Annotated in this window: 18 protein-coding genes and 1 pseudogene; 11 read left to right on the top strand and 8 right to left on the bottom strand. The window is 71.7% G+C overall.

Going from position 1 to position 20,679, the window contains the following annotated elements:
* Positions 1 to 37 precede the first annotated feature (37 nt).
* From AB0K35_RS05215 to AB0K35_RS05200, 4 genes are all read left to right on the top strand, one after another.
* Entirely contained in the window at positions 38 to 3,490 is a 3,453-nt protein-coding gene (locus AB0K35_RS05215; RefSeq protein ID WP_363883889.1) for a UvrD-helicase domain-containing protein, read from the top strand.
* A 226-nt stretch (positions 3,491 to 3,716) separates the two neighbouring features.
* A complete protein-coding gene (locus AB0K35_RS05210; RefSeq protein WP_007464836.1) occupies positions 3,717 to 3,920 on the top strand; it encodes a cold-shock protein in 204 nt (67 codons plus the stop codon).
* 223 nt (positions 3,921 to 4,143) lie between these two features.
* Complete coding sequence (locus tag AB0K35_RS05205; RefSeq protein WP_238668230.1) at positions 4,144 to 5,457, top strand: DEAD/DEAH box helicase; 1,314 nt, start codon at positions 4,144 to 4,146, stop codon at positions 5,455 to 5,457.
* Positions 5,458 to 5,751: 294 nt separating this feature from the next.
* Positions 5,752 to 5,952, top strand: coding sequence for a hypothetical protein (locus AB0K35_RS05200; RefSeq protein ID WP_238668229.1), 201 nt, complete (start codon positions 5,752 to 5,754; stop codon positions 5,950 to 5,952).
* A gap of 326 nt (positions 5,953 to 6,278) precedes the next feature.
* On the opposite strand, the gene AB0K35_RS05195 is transcribed toward AB0K35_RS05200, so the two are convergent.
* From AB0K35_RS05195 to AB0K35_RS05180, 4 genes are read right to left on the bottom strand one after another with little or no spacing between them, the layout of a single operon-like run.
* Positions 6,279 to 6,737 (bottom strand): Rrf2 family transcriptional regulator, encoded by a 459-nt coding sequence (locus AB0K35_RS05195; protein WP_238668228.1) that lies wholly within the window; start codon positions 6,735 to 6,737, stop codon positions 6,279 to 6,281.
* A gap of 1 nt (position 6,738) precedes the next feature.
* Positions 6,739 to 7,623, bottom strand: a complete 885-nt coding sequence (locus AB0K35_RS05190; RefSeq protein ID WP_238668227.1) for an ABC transporter permease — start codon at positions 7,621 to 7,623, stop codon at positions 6,739 to 6,741.
* On the bottom strand, positions 7,613 to 8,392 hold the full coding sequence (locus AB0K35_RS05185) for an ABC transporter ATP-binding protein (protein ID WP_238668226.1): 780 nt from the start codon (positions 8,390 to 8,392) through the stop codon (positions 7,613 to 7,615). Before AB0K35_RS05185 ends, AB0K35_RS05190 begins: the two co-directional genes overlap by 11 nt.
* Complete coding sequence (locus AB0K35_RS05180) at positions 8,389 to 9,453, bottom strand: ABC transporter substrate-binding protein (protein ID WP_363883885.1); 1,065 nt, start codon at positions 9,451 to 9,453, stop codon at positions 8,389 to 8,391. The genes AB0K35_RS05185 and AB0K35_RS05180 overlap by 4 nt, the downstream gene beginning before the upstream one ends.
* A gap of 421 nt (positions 9,454 to 9,874) precedes the next feature.
* Between AB0K35_RS05180 and AB0K35_RS05175 the strand changes: the two genes are divergently transcribed.
* The 3 genes from AB0K35_RS05175 to nudC all read left to right on the top strand — a co-directional run bounded on the left by AB0K35_RS05175 (position 9,875) and on the right by nudC (position 13,561).
* Positions 9,875 to 11,185 carry a pitrilysin family protein gene (locus AB0K35_RS05175; protein WP_238668224.1) on the top strand — a complete coding sequence of 437 codons (1,311 nt, stop codon included), beginning with the start codon at positions 9,875 to 9,877 and terminating at the stop codon, positions 11,183 to 11,185.
* Positions 11,182 to 12,525, top strand: a complete 1,344-nt coding sequence (locus AB0K35_RS05170) for a pitrilysin family protein (protein ID WP_363883883.1) — start codon at positions 11,182 to 11,184, stop codon at positions 12,523 to 12,525. Before AB0K35_RS05175 ends, AB0K35_RS05170 begins: the two co-directional genes overlap by 4 nt.
* Positions 12,526 to 12,601: 76 nt before the next feature.
* On the top strand, positions 12,602 to 13,561 hold the full coding sequence (gene nudC, locus AB0K35_RS05165) for an NAD(+) diphosphatase (RefSeq protein WP_238668222.1): 960 nt from the start codon (positions 12,602 to 12,604) through the stop codon (positions 13,559 to 13,561).
* 125 nt (positions 13,562 to 13,686) lie between these two features.
* On the opposite strand, the gene AB0K35_RS05160 is transcribed toward nudC, so the two are convergent.
* The 3 genes from AB0K35_RS05160 to AB0K35_RS05150 form a co-directional block, all read right to left on the bottom strand.
* A complete protein-coding gene (locus AB0K35_RS05160) occupies positions 13,687 to 13,962 on the bottom strand; it encodes a hypothetical protein (RefSeq protein ID WP_091406149.1) in 276 nt (91 codons plus the stop codon).
* 237 nt (positions 13,963 to 14,199) lie between these two features.
* Positions 14,200 to 14,439, bottom strand: a complete 240-nt coding sequence (locus AB0K35_RS05155; RefSeq protein ID WP_112583698.1) for a DUF397 domain-containing protein — start codon at positions 14,437 to 14,439, stop codon at positions 14,200 to 14,202.
* A 74-nt stretch (positions 14,440 to 14,513) separates the two neighbouring features.
* Complete coding sequence (locus AB0K35_RS05150; protein WP_238668220.1) at positions 14,514 to 15,494, bottom strand: helix-turn-helix transcriptional regulator; 981 nt, start codon at positions 15,492 to 15,494, stop codon at positions 14,514 to 14,516.
* Positions 15,495 to 15,708: 214 nt separating this feature from the next.
* Between AB0K35_RS05150 and AB0K35_RS05145 the strand changes: the two are divergent.
* Positions 15,709 to 16,887, top strand: a pseudogene (locus tag AB0K35_RS05145) (MFS transporter); the annotation flags it as partial.
* A gap of 220 nt (positions 16,888 to 17,107) precedes the next feature.
* Here the strand turns inward: AB0K35_RS05145 and AB0K35_RS05140 are convergent.
* A complete protein-coding gene (locus tag AB0K35_RS05140; RefSeq protein ID WP_363883881.1) occupies positions 17,108 to 17,350 on the bottom strand; it encodes a mycoredoxin in 243 nt (80 codons plus the stop codon).
* A 92-nt stretch (positions 17,351 to 17,442) separates the two neighbouring features.
* Here AB0K35_RS05140 and AB0K35_RS05135 point away from each other — a divergent pair, with 92 nt between their 5' ends.
* From AB0K35_RS05135 to AB0K35_RS05125, 3 genes are all read left to right on the top strand, one after another.
* Positions 17,443 to 19,608 carry an ATP-dependent DNA helicase UvrD2 gene (locus AB0K35_RS05135; protein ID WP_238668219.1) on the top strand — a complete coding sequence of 722 codons (2,166 nt, stop codon included), beginning with the start codon at positions 17,443 to 17,445 and terminating at the stop codon, positions 19,606 to 19,608.
* 121 nt (positions 19,609 to 19,729) lie between these two features.
* Positions 19,730 to 19,978, top strand: a complete 249-nt coding sequence (locus AB0K35_RS05130) for a hypothetical protein (protein WP_238668218.1) — start codon at positions 19,730 to 19,732, stop codon at positions 19,976 to 19,978.
* Positions 19,979 to 20,108: 130 nt separating this feature from the next.
* The gene (locus AB0K35_RS05125) at positions 20,109 to 20,474 is read left to right on the top strand and encodes a WhiB family transcriptional regulator (protein ID WP_030490434.1); all 366 of its coding nucleotides are present in this window, start codon (positions 20,109 to 20,111) and stop codon (positions 20,472 to 20,474) included.
* Positions 20,475 to 20,679 lie beyond the last annotated feature (205 nt).

Raw genomic sequence — 20,679 nt, 5'->3', positions numbered from 1 at the left:
CGAGGAGCGCGCCGGTGTTGGGAACCGAGACGGCACGGTGAGTCAGCCCACCCTGTTCGGCGCGGGCCCCGCGCCGACGCCCCGACTCGCGGACTCCGGCCCCCGCTACACACCGGTGGAGCTGGCCAAGCTGCTGCGGTTGCCGGCACCCACCCGGGAACAGGCCGCGATCATCGCCGCCCCGGTGGAGCCGCTGCTGGTGGTAGCGGGCGCCGGGTCGGGCAAGACCGAGACGATGGCCGCCCGGGTGGTCTGGCTGGTGGCCAACTCGTACGTGCGGCCGGAGCAGATCCTCGGCCTGACCTTCACCCGCAAGGCGGCCGGCGAGCTGGCCCATCGGGTACGCACCCGGCTCGACCAGCTGATCCGCCGACTCGGCCGGCAGGGACGGGACCCGCTGGACGACCCGATCGCGGGTGAGCCCACCGTCTCCACCTACCACTCGTACGCGGGGCGGATCGTCACCGAGCACGGGCTGCGGGCCGGCTACGAGCCGTCCACCAGGCTGCTCACCGAGGCGTCCCGCTGGCAGTTGGTGGACCTGCTGGTGCGCAACTACGACGGCGACATGTCCGAGGTGGACCGGATGCCGAGCACCATCACCGATGCGGTGCTGGCGCTCGCCGGGGAGCTGGACGAGCATCTGGTCGCGCCGGACGACCTGGCGGCCTGGACCGGTCGGTTCTTTGCCGAGGTGCAGTCCCGGCCGGGTCGGGTGTACGCCGACGTGCGCAAGGCGCTCACCCTCCAGCAGACCCGGTTGCGCCTGTTGCCGCTGGTGCGGGCGTACGCCCGGCGCAAGGAGGACTTCGAGGCGATGGACTTCGCCGACCAGCTCGCCCGGGCGGCCCGGGTGGCCCGGGACCACCCGGGGGTCGGCGTGATCGAGCGGGACCGCTTCCGGGTGGTGCTGCTCGACGAGTACCAGGACACCAGCCACGCCCAGGTGGTGTTGCTCAACGCGCTGTTCGGTGGCGGGCACCCGGTGACCGCTGTGGGCGACCCGTGCCAGTCGATCTACGGCTGGCGGGGGGCCAGCGCGGGCACCCTGGACCGGTTCCCCACCGAGTTCGCCCGCGCCAACGGTGAGCCGGCCCCGGCGCTGGGGCTCACCACGAGTTGGCGCAACCGCCCGGAGATCCTCCGGGTGGCGAACGCCCTCTCCACCCCGCTGCGGGCGGCGGGTGCCCGGGTGCCGGAGCTGCGCTCCGCGCTGACCGTCCGGGACCCGATTCCGCACCGCAGCCCGGGCGGCGCGGCCGGCGGCACTGTGCACTGCGCGATGCTGCCCACGTACGCCGACGAGGCCGACTGGATCGCCGACAGCGTGCTCGCCGCCTGGCGTGGGGCGGCCGGGATGCCGGGCGCGGCCCCGGAACACATCCCGGTGGAGCGCCGTCCGACGACCGCCGTGCTGGTCCGGGTACGCAGCCAGATCCCGGCGATCGAGTCGGCTCTGCGGGAGCGGGGCCTACCGGTCGAGGTGGTCGGGCTGGGCGGCCTGCTGGACACCCCAGAGGTACGCGACGTGGTCTGCACGCTGCGGGTCCTTGCCGACCCGACCGATGGTGCCGCGCTGCTGCGGTTGCTCACCGGCGCCCGTTGGCGGATCGGGCCACGTGACCTGGTGGCGTTGCACCGGCGGGCCCGGGCCATCGCGAACGCCCGGCGACAGGTGGCCGCCGACGAGGCCGCGGAGATCAGCCCCGACCTGTTGGACGAGGCGACTCTGGTGGAGGCGTTGGCCGACCTCGGGCCCGCGCAGGCGTACTCGGCTGAGGGGTTCGCACGGCTGCGCGCGTACGGCCGGGAACTGGCGCTGCTGCGCTACCGGCTGGACCAGGCGCTGCCGGATCTCATCGCGGACATCGAGCGGACCATCGGCCTGGACGTGGAGGTCGCGGTGCGGGCCGGCCGGGACGGCGCCGGCGATGCGGGCCTGGCCCGGGGGCATCTGGACGCGCTCGGTGACGTGGCGGCCCGGTTCAGCGGGGAGACGCCCGGCGCGACCCTGTCCGGGTTCCTGTCCTACCTGGCCGCCGCCGAGGATGAGGAGCGCGGTCTGGCGCCGGGCGAGGTCGAGGTGGTGGAGGGCGCGGTGCAGGTGGTCACCGCGCACGCCGCCAAGGGCCTGGAGTGGGACGTCGTTGCGGTGGCCGGGCTCAGTCGTGGTCTGTGGCCGGGGCCGGTCCGCAACTCCGACCACTGGCTGGGTGGGCTGGGCGTGCTGCCGTTCCCGCTGCGCGGCGATGCCGACGGCCTGCCCGAGTTGGCACTCGACGAGGCGGGGGACCAGCGGGCCGTGGCGCGGGCGGTGACCGACTTCACCGACGCGTGGCGGGCCCACGACGAACGGGAGGAACGCCGGCTGACGTACGTCGCTGTCACCCGGCCGCGCCGGCTGCTGCTCTGCTCCGGTTACTGGTGGGGGGAGGGCACGAAGCGACCGCGAGGTCCCTCGGTCTTCCTGCGTGAGGTGTACGACGCCTGCCTCGACGGCGGGCCCGGGCATTTGATCGACGCGTGGGCGCCGGAGCCGACTCCCGACGCGACGAACCCCACGGCCGAGGTGGTGCTCCGCGCGGAGTGGCCGGCAGACCCGCTGGGCGGTCGCCGGCCGGCGTTGGCCGAGGCGGCCGGGCTGGTGCGTCGCCTGATGGCCGACGGTCCGGCGGCGGCGCTCCCCGGGCCGGTCGGGCCGGTGCTCGCCGGGCCGGTCACGCCGATCGGATCGCCGGTCGAGCAGGTCGGGCCGGCCGAGCCGGTCGAGCAGGTCGAGCCGGAGGTGGATCCGGAGGTGGCGCGCTGGCAGCGTGAGGCGGACCTGCTGTTGGCGGAGCGCGCCGAGCTGACCCGGCTCTCCGGTGCGGTCGAGGTGGCGCTACCCGGCGCGTTGAGCGTCACCCAGCTGGTCGCGCTGCGGCGCGATCCAGCGGCCCTGGCCCGTACGCTGCGTCGCCCGGTGCCGTCCGAACCCAACCCGTACGCCCGTCGAGGCACCGCCTTCCACGCCTGGTTGGAGCAGCGCTTCGGCGCCGACCGCCTGTTGGATCTGGACGAGCTGCCCGGCGCGGCCGACGCCGATGCCGCGCCCGACGAGGCGCTGGTCGAGCTTCAGGAGCGGTTCCTGGCCAGCGAGTGGGCCGACAGGTCACCGGTGGAGGTGGAGGTGCCCTTCGCCACTGTGATCGCCGGGGTGGTGGTGCGGGGCCGGATGGACGCTGTCTTCGCCCGGCCGGGTGGCCGGTTCGACGTGGTCGACTGGAAGACCGGCGCGCAGCCCACCGGGCCGGCGGCCGACGTGGCCGCCGTGCAACTGGCCGTTTACCGGCTGGCCTGGGCGGAACTGGCCGGCGTGCCGGTCGACACTGTGGGCGCGGCGTTCCACTACGTCCGGCACGGGGTGACCGTCCGGCCCGCCGACCTGCTGGATGTGACCGGCCTCACGGCCATGATCGCGCAGTTGCCCGAGGATTCTGCCCAACATTGACCATGGCGGGGAAAACCGTGGTAGGTTGACCGGGTTGCAGTTTTGGTTACCAGAGACTCTGTGTGCGCCTGGCGGGATTGTGGCCCCAGGCGCTCTTTGTTGTGTCCGGAGTTCTCCGGGCGGGGCGACCAGAAGCGACAGGCGATTCGCGCATCCCCGCGCGGAGCGCTCCTCTTCGGGCACGCAACAAGTGCGTGTCCGACGTTCCGTCAAGGAGACGAAACACATGGCTATTGGCACCGTGAAGTGGTTCAACGCTGACAAGGGCTTCGGCTTCATCACCCCGGACGGCGGCGGCGCTGACGTCTTCGCCCACTTCTCGGCGATCCAGTCCTCCGGCTACCGGAGCCTGGACGAGAACCAGCGGGTCGAGTTCGAGGTGACCCAGGGCCAGAAGGGCCCGCAGGCGGAGAACATCCGCCCGCTCTGATCTTCGGATCGGTCAGCATTACCTGTCGCGCCCTCCGGGTGTGACGGTGACGGGACCGGCCCGCCCCGCTGCCGCCTGCGCATGCAGGCGGCGGCCCGGCGGCGGGCCGGCCCGTACTCCAATCGGTTCGTGCTTGTGAGTCCTGGCTGCCTTGCGCCGCCGGTTGACAGCGCCGACTTCGGCGCCCTCCCTCGACACGTTCCGCGTCGAGGAAGGCTTTCGCATGACCACAGTTATTCCGTCGTTCGCTCATACCGGTCTGGCACCGGCGCTGCTCACCGCGCTGACCGCGCAGGGCATCACCGAGCCGTTCCCGATCCAGACGGCGACGCTGCCCGACTCGCTCGCCGGCCGGGACGTGCTGGGCCGCGGTCGTACCGGCTCCGGCAAGACCCTCGCCTTCGGGCTTCCGCTGCTGTCCCGCACCGCCGGCCGTAAGGCTCGGCCGGGCCGCCCGCTGGCCCTGGTGCTGGTGCCGACCCGTGAGCTGGCCCAGCAGGTCACCACAGCGCTGGCCCCGTACGCCCGCGCCGTCGGGCTGCGCTGCACCACAGTCGTCGGCGGGCTGTCGTTGCAACGGCAGGCGGACGCTCTGCGCGCCGGCGCCGAGGTTGTCGTCGCCACCCCGGGCCGGCTGCACGACCTGATCAACCGCGGCGACGCCCGGCTCGACCAGGTCGAGATCACAGTGCTCGACGAGGCCGACCAGATGGCCGACATGGGCTTCCTGCCGCAGGTCACCAAGCTGCTGGAGCAGGTCGCGCCGCAGGGGCAGCGGATGCTCTTCTCCGCCACCCTGGACGGTGGCGTGGACCGGCTGGTCCGCCGCTTCCTGAGCAACCCGGTCACCCACTCGGTCGACCCGGGCACCGCCACCGTCACTGCGATGACCCACCACGTGCTGCACGTCGACGCGCTGGACAAGCCCGACGCGTTGACCCGGATCGCCGCCCGTGAGGGCCGCACCATCCTGTTCATGGGCACCAAGCACCGCGCCGACCGGCTGGCCCGCCAACTGCTCTCCAAGGGCGTACGCGCGGCCGCGCTGCACGGTGGCAAGTCCCAGCCGCAGCGCACCCGGATCCTTGAGCAGTTCCGCAACGGTCAGGTGACCGCCCTGGTCGCCACCGACGTGGCGGCCCGTGGCATCCACGTGGACGGCCTGGACATGGTGGTCAACGTTGACCCGCCGACCGAGGCGAAGGACTACCTGCACCGGGGCGGCCGTACCGCCCGGGCCGGCGAGTCCGGTTCCGTGGTCACCCTGGTCCTGCCGGAGCAGCGTCGGGACGTGTCCCGGCTGATGGCCACCGCCGGTATCCGGCCCGAGTCGGTCCAGGTGCGCGCGGGTGACGGAGCGCTGGCCCGGGTGACCGGTGCCCGCGAGCCGTCCGGTGTGCCGGTGACCATCGTCGCTCCGCCGGCGCCCGCAACTCGGGCCCGTACCTCCGGGGGCTCGGCCGCCGACGGGGGCGCCCGTCCGGCGCACCGCGCGTCGGGCCGGTCCCGTCGGCCGCGTCGTCCCCGTACCGTCTGATCTTCTGCGCGTAGACCGACCCGTCCCGCTTCGGCGAGGCGGGTCGGTTTTGTCTGCGCGGTGTTCCGGGCCGGTCGGCTTCGGCGAGGCGGGTCGGTTTGGTCTGCGCGGTGTTCCGGCCGGTCGGCTGTCAGTGCGGCCCGACCGGTCAGCCGACCGCGCCGGGTGGCCCCCTCTGCTGAGTCGGTAATCAGCCTCCGCTGGGTCGGCTGGCCGACTGCGCCCCGGCCGCTGGTGGTCGAGGCTGACCGACGGGGGAAGCCGGGCGGGGGGCCCGGCACGGGAGGGGTGACCATGGCGGGCGAAGCCGGCTCGGGCGCACTGCGTGAACTGATCCTGGTGGTCGCGGTCGCGCTCGCCGGGTTGCTGCTCGCCATGGTTGCGGCCTTCGCGCCCTGGCATGCCACCCCGGCGGGTAACGCTCCCGCCAGTCTGGTGGAGCTGCACAGTCCTGGCGATCCGGGCGTCAGCCCGGCGACCGCACACGTGGGCTGAGCAGCGACCGGCCTACCGGTGCCGGCGGAGGGGCAGGCCCGGTCAGGATCGGTACGAGATGTGGTCGGGTCGGCGGGGCACCGGCCCGACCACATCGCCTCCACGTCCTCCCGGCTCGCGCCGAGGGCGTCGCCGGCCGAGGGCGTCGCTGCCCGAGGGCGTCGCTGCCCGAGGGGGCCGCTGCCCGAGGGGGGCGCTGCCCGAGGGGGCCGCTGCCCGAGGGGGGCGCTGGCCGAGGGGGCCGTGAACGCGCATAATCGCGCTCGATCCAGGAAATAGGCCCCTCGCCAAGCGGGCGAGGCCACTACATCAATGATCGAGCGCGATCATGCGAGCGGTGCGTCGGTGCTGACCGCCGGAGCGTGGGTGAGCAGGTCGGTCAGAGTGGTGCTGTCGACCACAGTGGCGATCGCCCCGTGCACCGCCAGCCAGACGTCGGTGAGCCCGGCGGCCACTCCGTGATAACCGGCCCGCTCGGCCGGCAGACCGCGCACCGTGGTGAGCGAGCCGCCGACCGCGCGCAGTACGTCGCCGACGGTGATCTCGTCGGCTGGGCGGGTCAGCGCGTACCCGCCGTCGGCGCCGCGATGGCTGTGCAGCAGACCGGCCCGGCGCAGGTCGAGCAGGATGCCCTGTAGGAAGCTGAGCGGGATGTCCTGCACCTCGGCCAGGCTGGCCGCCTTCACCAACTCGCCGACCCGGTCGCCGTCGCCACCACCATCACCACCGGCGGCGACGGCGAGCATCGCCCGGAGCGCGTAGTCGCTGCGCGCGGAGACGAACACGTCACTGACCAGCCTGGTCCAGTACGCCCCAGCGCCGCCGGATCGCCTTGTCCGCGGCGCCGAACGCGGCGTCCACGACGAGGCCGACGACGAGGATGACGATCATCGTGGAGAGCAGCCAGGGTGAGTCGGACAACTCGCGGGAGTAGGTGAGCTGGGCGCCGAGCGAGGTCTGCGAGATGCCGACCACGAGCAGCTCACCTGCCATCAGGCTGCGCCAGGAGAAGGCCCAGCCCTGTTTGAGCCCGGCGACGATCGCCGGGAGGGCGGCCGGCGCGATGACGTACCGGTAGAGGTTGAGCCCTCGGGCGCCGAGGTTACGGCCGGCGCGTATCAGCAGCGGCGGCACGTAGTCCACCCCGGAGATCACCCCGTTGGCGATGGACGGCGCCGCACCGAGCACCACCACGAAGAAGATCGCCTTCTCGCTCAGCTCGAAGAGCAGGATGGCCAGCGGGAACCAGGCGATCGACGGCATCGTCTGCAACGCCGTGATCATCGAGCCGATGGCGGCGCGCAGCACAGTGGACCGGGCCACCGCGAGACCCAGGAGCAGGCCGACGGCGACCGAGAAGACGTACCCGACGGCGGCCCGGCGCAACGTGGTGAGCAGGCCGTCCCACAACTGCGGACCCTGGGCCTGGGTCATCAGCTCACGGCCGACCTCCAGCGGACCCGGCAGCGAGTACGGGGGCTTCCAACCCGAAAGGACCACGAGTTGCCAGGCGGCGATGGCGATGGCCAGGGCGGCGAGCTTGGGCCAGGTGGCCGCCCAGATCCGGGCGCCCCGGGAGACCTCCTTGTCCCGACCGGCGATCTCCAGCGCGTCGAGGCCGGTGATCTCCGCGTCGGTACGCGCCGAACTGGTGAGGGTGTCACTGGCCATGGCGGCCCACCTCCGTACGGAGCCGCTCGGTGACCTCGGCGGCGATGGCGGCGACCTCGGGGGAGTCGATCCGGCGAGGGCGCGGAATGGTCACCTCGGTGGAGTAGATGATCCGGCCGGGTCGGCTGGAGAGCAGGATGATCCGGTCGGCCAGGCGGGCCGCCTCGCGCACGTTGTGCGTCACGAAGAGCACCGAGAGTTTGCGCTCGGACCAGATCCGTTCCAGCTCGTCGTGCAGGATGTCCCGGGTCATCGCGTCCAGCGCGCCGAACGGCTCGTCCATCAGCAGCACCGGAGTGTCCAGGGCAAGCGTCCGGGCGAGCGCGACCCGCTGCCGCATTCCGCCGGAGAGCTCGTGCGGGCGCTTACGGCCGAAGTCGGCGAGGTGCACAGTTCGCAGCAGTTCGGCGACCCGCTCGCGACGCTGGGCCCGGGGCAGCCGGCGCAGCTTGAGGGGCACCTCCACGTTCCCGTCGACGGTCAGCCACGGAAGGAGCGCCGGCTCCTGGAACATCAGGCCCGGGTTGGCGTCGCCGGCCAGTGTGATCTGCCCACCGCTGACCCGGTCCAGCCCGGCCACCAGGTTGAGCAGTGTGCTCTTCCCGCAGCCGGACGCGCCGACCAGGCAGACGAACTCGCCGGGCGCGACGTCCAGCGACACACCGTCCAGGGCCAGGACGGCGTTCGCCCCGCGCCCGTACACCTTTGTCACGCCGGAGAGCGCCACGGCTGTGGTCGCGCTCCGCGGCGTCGTCGTTGTCGACGTCATGGCTGGATGACCTCGGGCTCGCCCTGCGCCTTGAGCGCGTTGTTGAGGTACTTGAGGTCGTACAGGCCCTTGAGGTCGACCGGCTCGGTCAGGCCGACGTCGACGGCGTGGTCGAGCCCGGCCTTCAGTGAGGACGAGATCGGGTCGTTGGTGAACTCCAACGTCGGCCACGCCTGCTTGATGAGCTTCAGGTCCAGCGGCTTGCCGGTGATCTTGCCGATCGCTTCGGAGATGGCCTGCTGCGCCTCGTCCGGCTTGGTGTTGACGAACTCGTTGGCGGCCACCTGACCGTCGACAAGCCTCTGCACCACGTCCGGGTGCGCCTTGAGGAACTTGGTGCTCACCAGCAGGTTGGTGATGACGAACTTCTTGTCCGGCCACAGGTCGCGCTCGTCGACGAGGACCTTGCCGCCGGCGTTGACCAGGCGGGAGACGAACGGTTCGGGCACCCAGGCGCCGTCGATCGCGCCGCTGGTGAACGTTTCGACGGTCTGGGCGTTCTCCTGCGGCACGATCTTGACGTCGCCACCACCTTCCTTGGTGGTGGTGAGGCCCTGCTGCTTGAGCCAGTACCGGATCGCCACGTCCTGGGTGTTGCCCAGCTGCGGGGTGGCGATCTTCTTGCCCTTCAGGTCCGGCGCGCCGGTGATGTCGGGCTTGACGACCAGCGCCACGCCGCCGGAGGCCGCGCCGGAGATGACCCGGACGGCCTCACCCTTGGACTTCGAGAAGGCGTTCACTGTCGGGTTCGGACCGATGTAGGTGGCGTCCAGCGCGCCGGAGAAGACCGCCTCGATGGCGGCAGGGCCGGCGTTGAAGGTCTTCGGGTCCAGCTTGACGTTGGTGCCGAGCTTCTCCGCGAAGATGCCCTTCTCCACCCCGACGACCGCCGGCGCGTGGGTGATGTTGGGGAAGTAGCCGAGGCGCAGCGTCACCGGGCCGGAGCTGCCGCCCGCGCCCTCGCTGTCGTCGCCGCACGCGGCGGTGCTGCCCAGGGTCGCCGCGCCCAGGGCGGCGAGGGTGGCCAGGGTGACCAACCGGCGCAGGGGAAGCCGTCTCATCGTCCATCCAATCCGCAGTATTCCTACTTAGTTGGTAGGAAGAGTGGGCCGGGCTGCGGCCAGCGTCAAGGCCCATCCACATGGCGGGATGGCGCGTCTCGGTCATGTCGGTAATTCCTACCAGCTTTATAGGGGGTGAGCGGCGTCGTGCTGATCGCGGTCCGGGCCGGGTTCGCGCCAGTGCGGTGTCGCCGGCAACATCGTGACCGGGGGCGACCCGGCCGGGCAGCGCGCGTACCGCGACCTGCTCGGGCACGACCACGGCTGGAGCGCACCGACGAGTTCAGCCTCTCCGGCTGGCCGCACCGTGCCGAGGCAGAGCAGGTCGGCACCGACGTGCCGCCCCTGGTGACGGCCCCGGTCGCGGCGGCTCCGGGAAGGTCGCGGGTGGCGGAGGTGTCGACGCGCTAGGGTCGACTCCGTGGCGGCGCGGAGATCCAGAATTCCAGCGACGAAGTATCCGGTCGAGCGGTTCACCCTCGACAACGGCCTGCGGGTGGTGCTCACCCCCGATCGCAGTGCCCCGGTGATCGGGGTGGCTGTGGTCTACGACGTCGGCATCCGCTCGGAGCCGGAGGGGCGTACGGGCTTCGCCCACCTCTTCGAGCACCTGATGTTCCAGGGCTCGGAGAACCTGGAGAAGCTGGCCCACTTCCGGCACGTGCAGGGCGCGGGTGGCACCTTCAACGGCTCCACCCACCTGGACTACACCGACTACTTCGAGACGCTGCCGAGCAACGCGCTGGAGCGCGCGCTGTTCCTGGAAGCGGACCGGATGCGTGGACCCCGGCTGACCGAGGAGAACCTGCGCAACCAGGTCGACGTGGTCAAGGAGGAGATCCGGGTCAACGTCCTCAACCGGCCGTACGGTGGCTTTCCCTGGCTCACTCTGCCGCCGGTCATGTTCGACACCTTCCCGAACGCCCACGACGGCTACGGCTCCTTCGACGACCTGGAGTCGGCGACCGTCGCCGACGCCGCGGACTTCTTCCGCCGCTACTACGCCAGCGGCAACGCCGTGCTGGCCGTCAGCGGGGACATCGACGTGGCCGAGGCGACCGAGTTGGTCACCCGGCACTTCGGCGACGTCCCGGCCCGGCCGGCACCGCAACGGCCCGACTTCACCGAGCCTGACCTGAGCGCCGAGCGGCGTACCTCGTACACCGATGCCCTGGCGCCGCTGCCGGCGGTGGCCGGCGCCTGGCGCGTGCCCGACCCGGTCACCGACTTCGCCGGCTACCTGCCGTACGTGGTGCTGGCCGAGGTGCTCACCGACGGCGACGCGTCGCGGCTGGTGGAACGGCTGGTGCAGCGGGACCGCACTGTGACCAGCCTCGGCGGATACCTCGGTTTCATGGGCGACCCGTTCGACGTCCGCGACCCCACCGCGCTGCTGTTGCAGGCGCACCTGCCGCCCGGCGGCGACGTCGACAAGGTGCTGCGCACCATCGACGAGGAGTTGGACCGGCTGGCCACCGACGGCCTGACCGACGGTGAGCTGGCCCGCACCCAGGCCCGGATGGCGACCCACCTGCTGCGGGACACCGACGCGGTGCTCGGTCGGGCGCTGCGGATGGCCGTGCTGGAACAGCAACGCGGTGAACCGGGTCTGCTCAACGAACTGCCCCGGCTGGTCGGCGAGGTCACCGAGGAACAGGTCCGGTCCGCCGCGGCCACCCTGCGCCCGGAGCGCCGGGCCGCCATCGAGGTCATCGCCGGAGGCGCCCGATGAGTGTCACCACCGCCCCCGCCGGCCCGCGTACGCTGCCGCCGCTCGGGCCGACCCGCAAGCTCAAGGTGCCCAAGCAGGCCGAGCGCACACTGCGCAACGGGCTCACCGTGATCGCCGTACGCCGGCCCGCCGTACCCCTTGTCGAGCTGCGGCTCTGGGTGCCGTTCGGCCGGGTCCACCTGGCCCGCGGCGCGATGCTCTCGCAGACCATGCTCTCCGGCACCGAGTCGATGACCAGCGTGCAGATCGCCGCCGAGTTGCAGAAGGTGGGCGGCGGGCTGTCCGCGGGCGTCGACCCGGACCGGCTGATGCTCTCCGGCGCCGGCCTGGTCACCGGTCTGGACCGGATGCTGGAGCTGCTGGCCGAGGTGCTGACCGGCGCCAGTTACCCCAGTGACGAGGTGGCCACCGAACGGGACCGGCTGGTCGACCGGATCCAGGTGGCGCAGAGCCAGCCTTCGCACCTGGCCCGGGAGGCGCTGCTCAAGCGGATCTACGGCCGGCACCCGTACGCGACGCAGACGCCGGAGCCCGGCCAGATCCGTGCCGTCCGACCGGCGGCGCTGCGCACCCTGCACGCGGAGCGGGTCCACCCGACCGGCGCGCAGTTGGTGCTGGTCGGTGACGTGCAGCCGGAGAAGGCACTGGACGCGGCCGAGCGGGCGCTCGGCGGCTGGTCGGGTGCCGGTCGGGTGGCCGAACTGCCGGCGACCCCGCCGCTGGAGCCGGGGCCACTGCTGCTTGTCGACCGGCCGGGCTCGGTGCAGTCCTCGCTGCGGATCGCGCTGCCGGCGGTGTCGCGCACCGACCCGGACCACGCCCCGCTGCAACTGGCCAACCTGATCTTCGGCGGCTACTTCTCCTCCCGGTGGGTGGAGAACATCCGTGAGGACAAGGGCTACACGTACGGCCCGCACTCCGTGATCGAGCATTCCGTCGCGGGGTCGGTGCTGGTCGCCGCCGCCGACGTGGCCACCGAGGTCACCGGGCCGGCGCTGCTGGAGACGACGTACGAGCTGGGTCGGTTGGCGTCGCTGCCGCCGAAGCCCGAGGAGTTGGAGCAGGCCCGGCAGTACGCCCTGGGCACCCTCCAGCTCGGCATGTCCACCCAGGCCGGGTTGGCGGCGTTGACCAGCGCGTACGCCGGCAATGGTCTGCGCCTGGACTTCCTCGCCGAGTACGCGGCGAGGTTGGCGAAGGCGAGCATCGACGACGTCGCGCAGGCGGCGGCCCGCTACCTGGCCCCGGCTCGTGCGGCGATCGTGGTGCTCGGCGACGCGGAGCGGGTCACCCCGGGGTTGGCCGCGCTGACCACGGTGCAGACCGAGCAACAGGCGTGAGCGAGCGGAGCGAGCGAGCCGTGGGGTTCAGTGGCGGGCCGTCTCGCGGCGGCGTGCGGCGAAGCGGAGCGCTGGCGTGAGCGGGGAGGCGGCGCCGCCGTTGGCGCGGTCCACGCTGGATCGGGCCGCACACCGGCGGGGCGACTCGCAGTGGTTGACCGAGGCGTGGTTGCGTGCCCGGGTGCTGCTGCTCGACTCGACCGACGAGGGTCGGACGCTGGCCCGCACCGAGACGTCGCCTCCGACGTTGGTGCTGTTCGGGGCGGCCGATGTGCCCGCCGGGTCGGAGTCGATGGCGATGTTCCTGGGTGTCGAGCCGGACGGGGTGCCGGTCTTCGCTGTCGACGCGCCGCTTCCGGCGATCCCGGGGACCAGGGCGGTCCATCTCCGGGAGGTGGGTCACCTGCTCGCCGACCGGGAGGCCGGCATCTTCACCACCGCGTTGGCGCTGGTCAACTGGCACACCCGACACGGCTATTCGACGAGCACCGGCGCGCCGACCGCTATGGACGAGGCGGGTTGGTCCCGGGTGGACCGCAATGGCGGGCGGATCTGGCCTCGTACCGACCCGGCGATGATCGTGCTCGTTCACGACGGCGTGGACGGCCCGGACGGCCGCTGCCTGCTCGGCAACAATGCCGGCTGGCAGGGCACCCCGGGTGGTCGCCGCTACTCCTGTCTGGCCGGCTACGTGGAGCCAGGGGAGTCGGCGGAGGCGGCCGTGCTGCGCGAGGTCCGCGAGGAGGTGGGCATCGGGGTCGAGCGCATCGGGTACGTGGGCAGCCAGGCATGGCCGTTCCCCGGCTCGCTGATGTTGGGCTTCCTGGCCACCGCGAACCCGACCGAGCCGGTGCGGGTCGACCCGTCCGAGATCGCGTACGCCCGGTGGTTCTCTCGCCGGGAGATCGGGGCGGCGCTGGCCGGGCAGACGGTGGACGTGGGCGACGGGGCCCGGCTGATCCTGCCGCCTCCGTCGTCGATCGCGCTGTTCCTCATCCACCGGTGGCTGGACGGCTGGATGGACGCCGACCGCTGAGCACGGTCCCGACCCGTGGCCGCCGTTGCCGCGGCGGTCACGGGCCGGGAACACGGGCCGTCGTGGTCAGCGGGTGCGTAACGCGGCGGGGGAGCCGGTCCGACCACGACGGACGACCTGTGGAATCAGGTGCCGGTGCGGCCCGGTCTGTGTCGGAAGGCGGGCCGCGACTCGATCAGCGGGAGGACCTTGACCCGTTGCTTGCCGGCGCGGACCGCGCCGACGGTGGCCAGGGCGCGGGCCAGTAGCAGCGCGGCGTCCCGGTCCTCGGCGTGCACGATCTGCCGGCGCGGCTCGGGCGTCGTCGTCTCGTCGCGAAGTCGGTGGCCGTCCGCCCAGGCGGCGGCGATGTCCCCGTCAGCGACGGCGCGGATGTCGGTGCGAACGATCAGGAACCGCATGAGGGTCTCCGGATGAACCGCGACGGATGAGCCAGTGTGGAAGTTCCACGTACTCGAGGGCCATGTTACGCCCCGTGTTCGTCTCAGCAACTGAAACGCGCCTATCGGTTTCGAGCCTCGTCCGATCGGCGGATGGCTGCTCAGCGGGGTTGCCGGGCCGCCGAACTACCGAGCCGGCCGGGTACGACGCGACGGGGCCGCCGGCAGTGCGCCGACGGCCCCGTAACAGTCACCGAATCAGTTCAGATCGAACTGGCCCTTCTTCGCCCCGGTGATGAAACCGAGCCATCCCGCGCGGTTGAACAGCAGCACCGGGCCGCCCCGGTCCTTGCTGTCGCGCAGGGCGACGGCCGACGGGCCGGTGGCCAGTGGGGCGACCTCCACGCAGTTGGAGGTCTGGCTGCGTGTGCTGGTACGCCACGGGGCGTCCGCCAACGAGTGGGCGGAAACGGACGGCGTGTTGCGGATTTCGTTCATGGTTCTGCTCCTGATGTGCAGCGATCCGATGGGACGAGTGGTGCCGCACGTCCCGACGGAGGGTCCCCCGTGGATCACCGGTCCGTCAGTCGCCCCGATTCCCGGCGGCGTTGGGTCGGCGCCGTTGCCGGCCCGAACGCCACTGTGGATGGGGGCGTCGCCTCGGTCAGCCGTCCCGTCGCCTCGATCAGCCAGGAGAGGGTGTCCGAGGCGTTAAGTGCCGCCGTGCATAGCCACTCGAACACCACTTTATAGCGATTTAGCGTGATTGCCTCGGTCGACATGACGTCGGTGAAGCCACCTTCGATGGCCAATGTCTCCGGATCGAGGGGATCGGCGAACCGATAGACCGAGAAGGCGGTCGGCGGAAGGAACCAATTGCCGATCTGGGTGTCCCGGGGCAGCACGTGCAGGGCCACATTGGGCAGCAGCGCCAACTCGCAGAGCTGGAGCAGTTGTTCGTGCAGCACCTCCGGCGGCCCGGCCCGGCGGCCGAGAGCCGCCTCCTCCAGCACCGCCGTGTAGCGGGGAGCGTGCGGCTCCCGGGTCAGCAGCGACTGGCGGGCCAGCCGCGCCTGCACCTCGGTCTCCGGCTCGTCGCCGGGCTCCGGCTCGCCAGCGCCCGCGTTCACCTGCCGGGCCGACACGATCCGGAGCTGGGCGTACCCGGGCGTCTGCAGCAGGCCCGGCACCAGCACCGGGTTGTACTCGGAGATCTCCGCGCAGCCCGCCTCCAACTCGGCCCAGCCGCGCTGTTGCTGCGTCATCACCGGGAAGTTCTTCAACCAGCCGCGCATGTCGCCGGCCTCGTTGGTGATGCCCAGCAGCTCGTCGTGAAGCGCCTGGTCGGCGCCGTAGAGGTCGAGCAGGTCGCCGACGTCCTGCGGGTCCGGTCGGCTGCGGCCGTTCTCCAAGCGGGACAGTTTGGACGCGGAGGCCCAACCGATACGCTCGATGACCTGATCGCCGGTGAGGCCCGCGGCCTCACGTAGGCGGCGCAGCTCGATGCCCAACCGGCGACGACGCAGGATCGGGCTGGGTGCGGCAGGAGGCACAGTGTCCTCTTTCCCGTCGACCGCCGCAGACGCGACGGTAACTGTATGAAATTCGCCCCCCACGGTCAGTATGGACGGCGCGACCGGTGTCGGAGGTTCCGGCGAGGGCGTGTCTTGCGAAAATCGCACCACGGGAATGCCGGATGACGACGGACCCGCGGTCGCGGCCCGTCGACCTCGCCCACCCGGGCATGCCATCCCGCCGGAGGGACCCATGCGCACGATCCTGCGCCGACCCGACTTCCGCCTGCTCTTCGGCGGTCTGCTGGCCAGCATGACCGCCGAGTCGATCCTGCTGCTCGCACTCGCCATCTGGGTCAAGGATCTGACTGGCTCGAACGGGTTGGCCGGTGCCACGATCTTCGCGGTCATCGCGCCGATGACGCTTGCGCCGCTGGTCGGCTGGGTCGTCGACCGCTACCCGCGCCGACCGTTCTTCGTGGCCGCGAACGTGCTGACCGCAGCCCTGCTCGCCCCGTTGTTCACCGTCCACGACGCGGGCGACGTGTGGGTCGTCTATCTGGTGGCCGCCCTGTACGGACTCTCGTCCATCACGCTCGGCGCGGCGCTCAGTGGGCTCATCCGCGAGATGGTGCCGATCGACCTGCTGGCCGACGCGAACGGCGTGCTCCAGACCGTACGTCAGGGGATCCGACTGGTCGGCCCGCTGGTGGGCGCGGCGCTCTACGCGGCGCTCGGCGGGTGGGCGCTGACCGGAATCGGCATGGTCGGATTTCTGACCGCGGCGGCGGTGGTCACCGCGCTGCCCACCCCGCAACAGCTGCCGCCCGCCGTACGGCTGCGGTGGCCGGCCGAACTGGGCGCCGGCCTGCGGCACCTGGCCGGCGAGCCGGCCCTGCGGCGGGCCCTGCTCGGCTACGGACTCGGGTCACTGGTGATGGGCTTCAGCGAGTCGCTCATCTTCGCCTACGTCGACCAGGGGCTGAACCGGGATGCCGCGTTCGTGGGGGTGCTCGTCACAGTGCAGGGCGTCGGTGGGTTGCTCGGTGGACTCTGCTCACCGACGCTGGTCCGCCGGCTCGGAGAGGTCGGCACGCTGGCCGCCGGTGTCGCCTTCTTCTCTCCGGCCGCGCTCGCGCTCGCCTTTCCCGATCTGTGGCTCGGGTTCGCGGCGGTGCTGCTGGCCGGGGTCTCACTCCCGCTGACGATGGTGGGTCTGCACACGCTGATCCAGCGCCGCACGCCGCCTACGCTTGTCGGCCGGGTCGCCGCAGCCACCCAGGCGGTGGTCAGCGGGCCGCAGGCGATCTCCATCGGGGCGGGTGCCCTGCTGGTCGGGTTCCTGGACTACCGGCTGCTGTTCGCGCTGGTCGGAGTGGCCACCCTGGCCGCCGGTGGCTACCTGTGGCGGGGCCGGCACCTGAGCGCGCCGGCCGGGGCCCGCCCGCCGACGCCGCCCACCAGCCCAACGCTTCCGGCACCCCGCTGTCCGGCGGAGGACGCCGACCGGCCAGTGCTTCCGGCGCCCCGCCGTCCGGCCGAGGACGCCGACCGACCGGTGCTTCCGGCGCCCACCGACCGTGGCCCGTTCCCGAACACGACGAGCGGCCGCCCCGGACGGGGCGGCCGCGCACCGAGAATGAACCGGCAGATCAGGCGTTGAGCGTCTCCAGGTGCTGCTTCACCTGGGTGATCGAGGGATTCGTCAGGGCACTGCCGTCGGCGAAGCGCAGCGTCGGCACCGTCTGGTTGCCGCCGTTGACGCTCATCACGAACTCCGCGGACTTCGGGTCCTGCTCGATGTCGACCACCTCGTACCCGATGCCCTCCCGGTCGAGCTGCGACTTCAGCCGGTGGCAATAGCCGCACCAGGGGGTGGAATACATCGTCAGCATCCTCGGATCCTCCAACTCCTCCGGCCGCGGCTTGCGGATCAAGCCGAGGCTGTTCGCTGCAACGCTGGGAGGAGCTGAGATGATTCCTGGTTGTGGTGGTTCACTCAGCGTCGGAACAGGTGCTCGCCGGGCTGGACCCGGAGCAACGCTCCGCCGTGACCGCACCTGCCGGCCCCGTCTGCATCCTGGCCGGCGCCGGCACCGGCAAGACCCGGGCGATCACCTCCCGAATCGCCCACCGGGCGCTCTCCGGGGAAATCTCCCCGCGGCACGTGCTCGCTGTCACCTTCACCGCCCGCGCCGCCGCCGAGATGCGACACCGTCTCACTCTGCTCGGTGCGCACGGTGTCCAGGCGCGGACATTTCACGCTGCCGCGCTGCGCCAGGTGCGGTACTTCGCGCCCCGGCTGCTGTCCGGCCGTGCCATGCCCGAACTGCTGGACAGCAAGGTACGACTGGTCACCCTCGCCGCGGCCCGGGTCGGCCTGCGTACCGACCGGGCCGCCGCCCGCGACCTGGCCGGCGAGATCGAGTGGGCGAAGTCGTCGCTGGTCGAGCCGACGGACTACGTGGTGGCCGCGGCGCGGGCGCTGCGCGACACACCGCACGAGCCGACGAAGGTCGCCGACGTGTTCACCGCGTACGAGCAGCTCAAGCGGTCGAACGGCGTGATCGACTTCGAGGACATGCTGCGGGCGGCGGTGTGGGGCATCGAGGAGCACCCGGACGTCGGCGAGCAGATCCGCGGCCAGTACCGGCACTTCGTGGTCGACGAGTACCAGGACGTCAACCCACTCCAGCAGCGGTTGCTGGACGCCTGGCTGGCCGGCCGCAACGACCTGACAGTGGTCGGCGACGCCAGCCAGACGATCTACTCGTTCACCGGGGCGACCTCGGCGTACCTCGTCGACTTTCCCCGGCGGCACCGCAACGCCACTGTGGTACGACTGGTCCGTGACTACCGCTCCACCCCGCAGGTGGTCGGGCTGGCCAATGCGGTGATCTCCCAGGCCCGGGGCACCGAGGCGCGCCTGCGGCTGGAGTTGAGCGGGCAACGCCCACCCGGCCCCGAGCCGGACCTGCGGATCTTCACCGACGAGCCGGCCGAGGCGAACGCGGTGGCCGCGCGCTGCCGGTCGCTGATCGACGCGGGCACGCCGGCGAAGGAGATCGCCGTGCTGTTCCGCGTCAACGCGCAGTCCGAGGCGTACGAGAAGGCGCTCACCGAGGCCGCGGTGCCGTACGTGGTGCAGGGAGCGGAGCGGTTCTTCGAACGGACCGAGGTGCGTCAGGCGATGGTCGCGCTGCGTGCAGCGACCCGCTCGATCCCGGGCGAGACACCGCTGCCGGCCGCCGTCGTCGAGGCGCTCACCGCCGTCGGCTGGGCCCCGGACGCGCCCCCGGCCGGCGGCGCCGCCCGCGAGCGATGGGAGGCGCTGTCCGCGCTGGTCCAGCTCGCCGAGGAGTACGCGGCCACCCCCGAGGTCGTGCCGATCGGCGAGGCCGCCTCGGTGGAGCGCCCGGTCACCCTCACGGACTTCACCGAGGAGTTGGCGCGCCGGGCCGCCCAGCAACACGTGCCGACTGTGGACGGCGTGACGCTTGCGTCCCTGCACTCGGCCAAGGGGTTGGAGTGGGACGCGGTCTTCCTGGTCGGCCTCGCCGAGGGCACCCTGCCCACCACGTACGCCAAGACCGTCGAGCAGGTCGAGGAGGAGCGCCGACTGCTCTACGTCGGCATCACCCGCGCCCGGGAGTGGCTCTGGCTGTCGTACGCCACCGCGCGCTCGCCGGGCGGACGGGCCCGGCGGCCGTCGCGGTTCCTGCCCCAACTGGATCGCTCCGGCGGCACCGAACGGGCGACCGGCGGCACCGGTCCGGCCCGCAGTCCCGAACGACGGCGAACCCAGATCGTCTCCTGCCGGATCTGCGGCGCCACCCTGCTCGCCGGTCCGGACCGCAAGCTCGGCCGCTGCCCGACCTGCCCGTCCGACATAGACGATGAGCTGCACGAACGGCTGCGCGAGTGGCGGCAGCGGGTGGCCGGTGCGCAGAAGGTCCCGGCGTACGTGGTCTTCACCGACGCGACGCTTGTCGCGTTGGCCGAGCGGCGACCGGGCCGGTCGGAGGAGTTGATCGCCATCGCCGGTATCGGCCCTCGCAAGCTGGGTCTCTACGGGGAGTCCGTGCTGGCCCTCGTGGCCGGCGCCGGGGTGGACGACGTCTGCCCGGAGAAAACTTTCGAAATCTCGTCGTAAATTCGTTTGCCCTCGCCCCGGCGCGAGGAATAGCCTCAGAACACACCACGCGAGCGGCGCCATTCCGGCTGCTCACGAGGTCGGTCCAGTCGATTCGAGGAACGTGAGGGAGGTGGCACCCGTGAAGATCTTCACCTATGAGCGTCTGGCGGCGATGCCGTCTGTCTGCGCTCCGATGTCGGCTGTCCGGGTGGCCCTCGCGGCTGCACGACCGTCGGTTCCACAGGTGCACCAGGTTCAGGCCGAGCTGACCCTGACCGTCGCGCCCGCTGGAGTCGAGGGGACCAGTGGCTTCACGGGCAATGGCATCCAGGTCGCCAAGAAGCGCACGGATGTCCGCGGCGTTCCACCTCGAGGTAAACCGGTCTGACCATCAGACTCCGGCTCACCTCGAGGCCGCGGAACCCGCTTACCGGGATCCGCGGCCTCAGTTTTTTGCCCGCCGTAAGTACGTCGGAATGCGATCCACGAGATCGAAGTGAGAGAGAGGTGACCGGGAGATGAGTCTGGCGTTGGCCCCCCTCGACATGAGCGTCGAGATGGAGGCGAACCTGCCCTGCCGGAAGTTCGACCCCGACCTGTGGTTCTCCGACTCGCCCACCGAGCTCGAGCTGGCCAAGTCACTCTGCGGGGACTGCCCGCTGCGTGTCGAATGCCTGGCCGGAGCCGTTGAGCGAGCGGAGCCGTGGGGCGTCTGGGGCGGCGAGATCTTCGAGCGTGGCGCGGTTGTCCCGCGTAAGCGGCCCCGTGGCCGTCCGCGTAAGGAGGACGTCGCCCGTGACGCCGAGCTTCGGGTCGAGGCCGAGGCGCGCCTGGCAGCCAGTGGGCTGTCCGAGGTGCGTGGTGCGGTCCGGCTGGCAGCCTGACATGTTCCCGACCCGTTCCAACTACGCCGGTGTCACACCGGCAGTGAGTGAGAAAACGATGTTGAACGTTCCGAGTGGAGCCTTCGAGATGCAACTACTCCACGAAGCGTTGACCCGGGCTCGAATGCGCCGGCCTCAGGCCGGTCGTACCACCACGAGCACTGAGGCAACCCGATCCGCCCGTACCGTCGCCATGACCAGCCGC

Source organism: Micromonospora sp. NPDC053740 (assembly GCF_040677775.1).
Lineage (GTDB): Bacteria > Actinomycetota > Actinomycetes > Mycobacteriales > Micromonosporaceae > Micromonospora > Micromonospora alfalfae.
The sequence above is the reverse complement of the archived record's forward strand: the minus strand, read 5'-3'. Positions and strand labels throughout refer to the sequence as shown.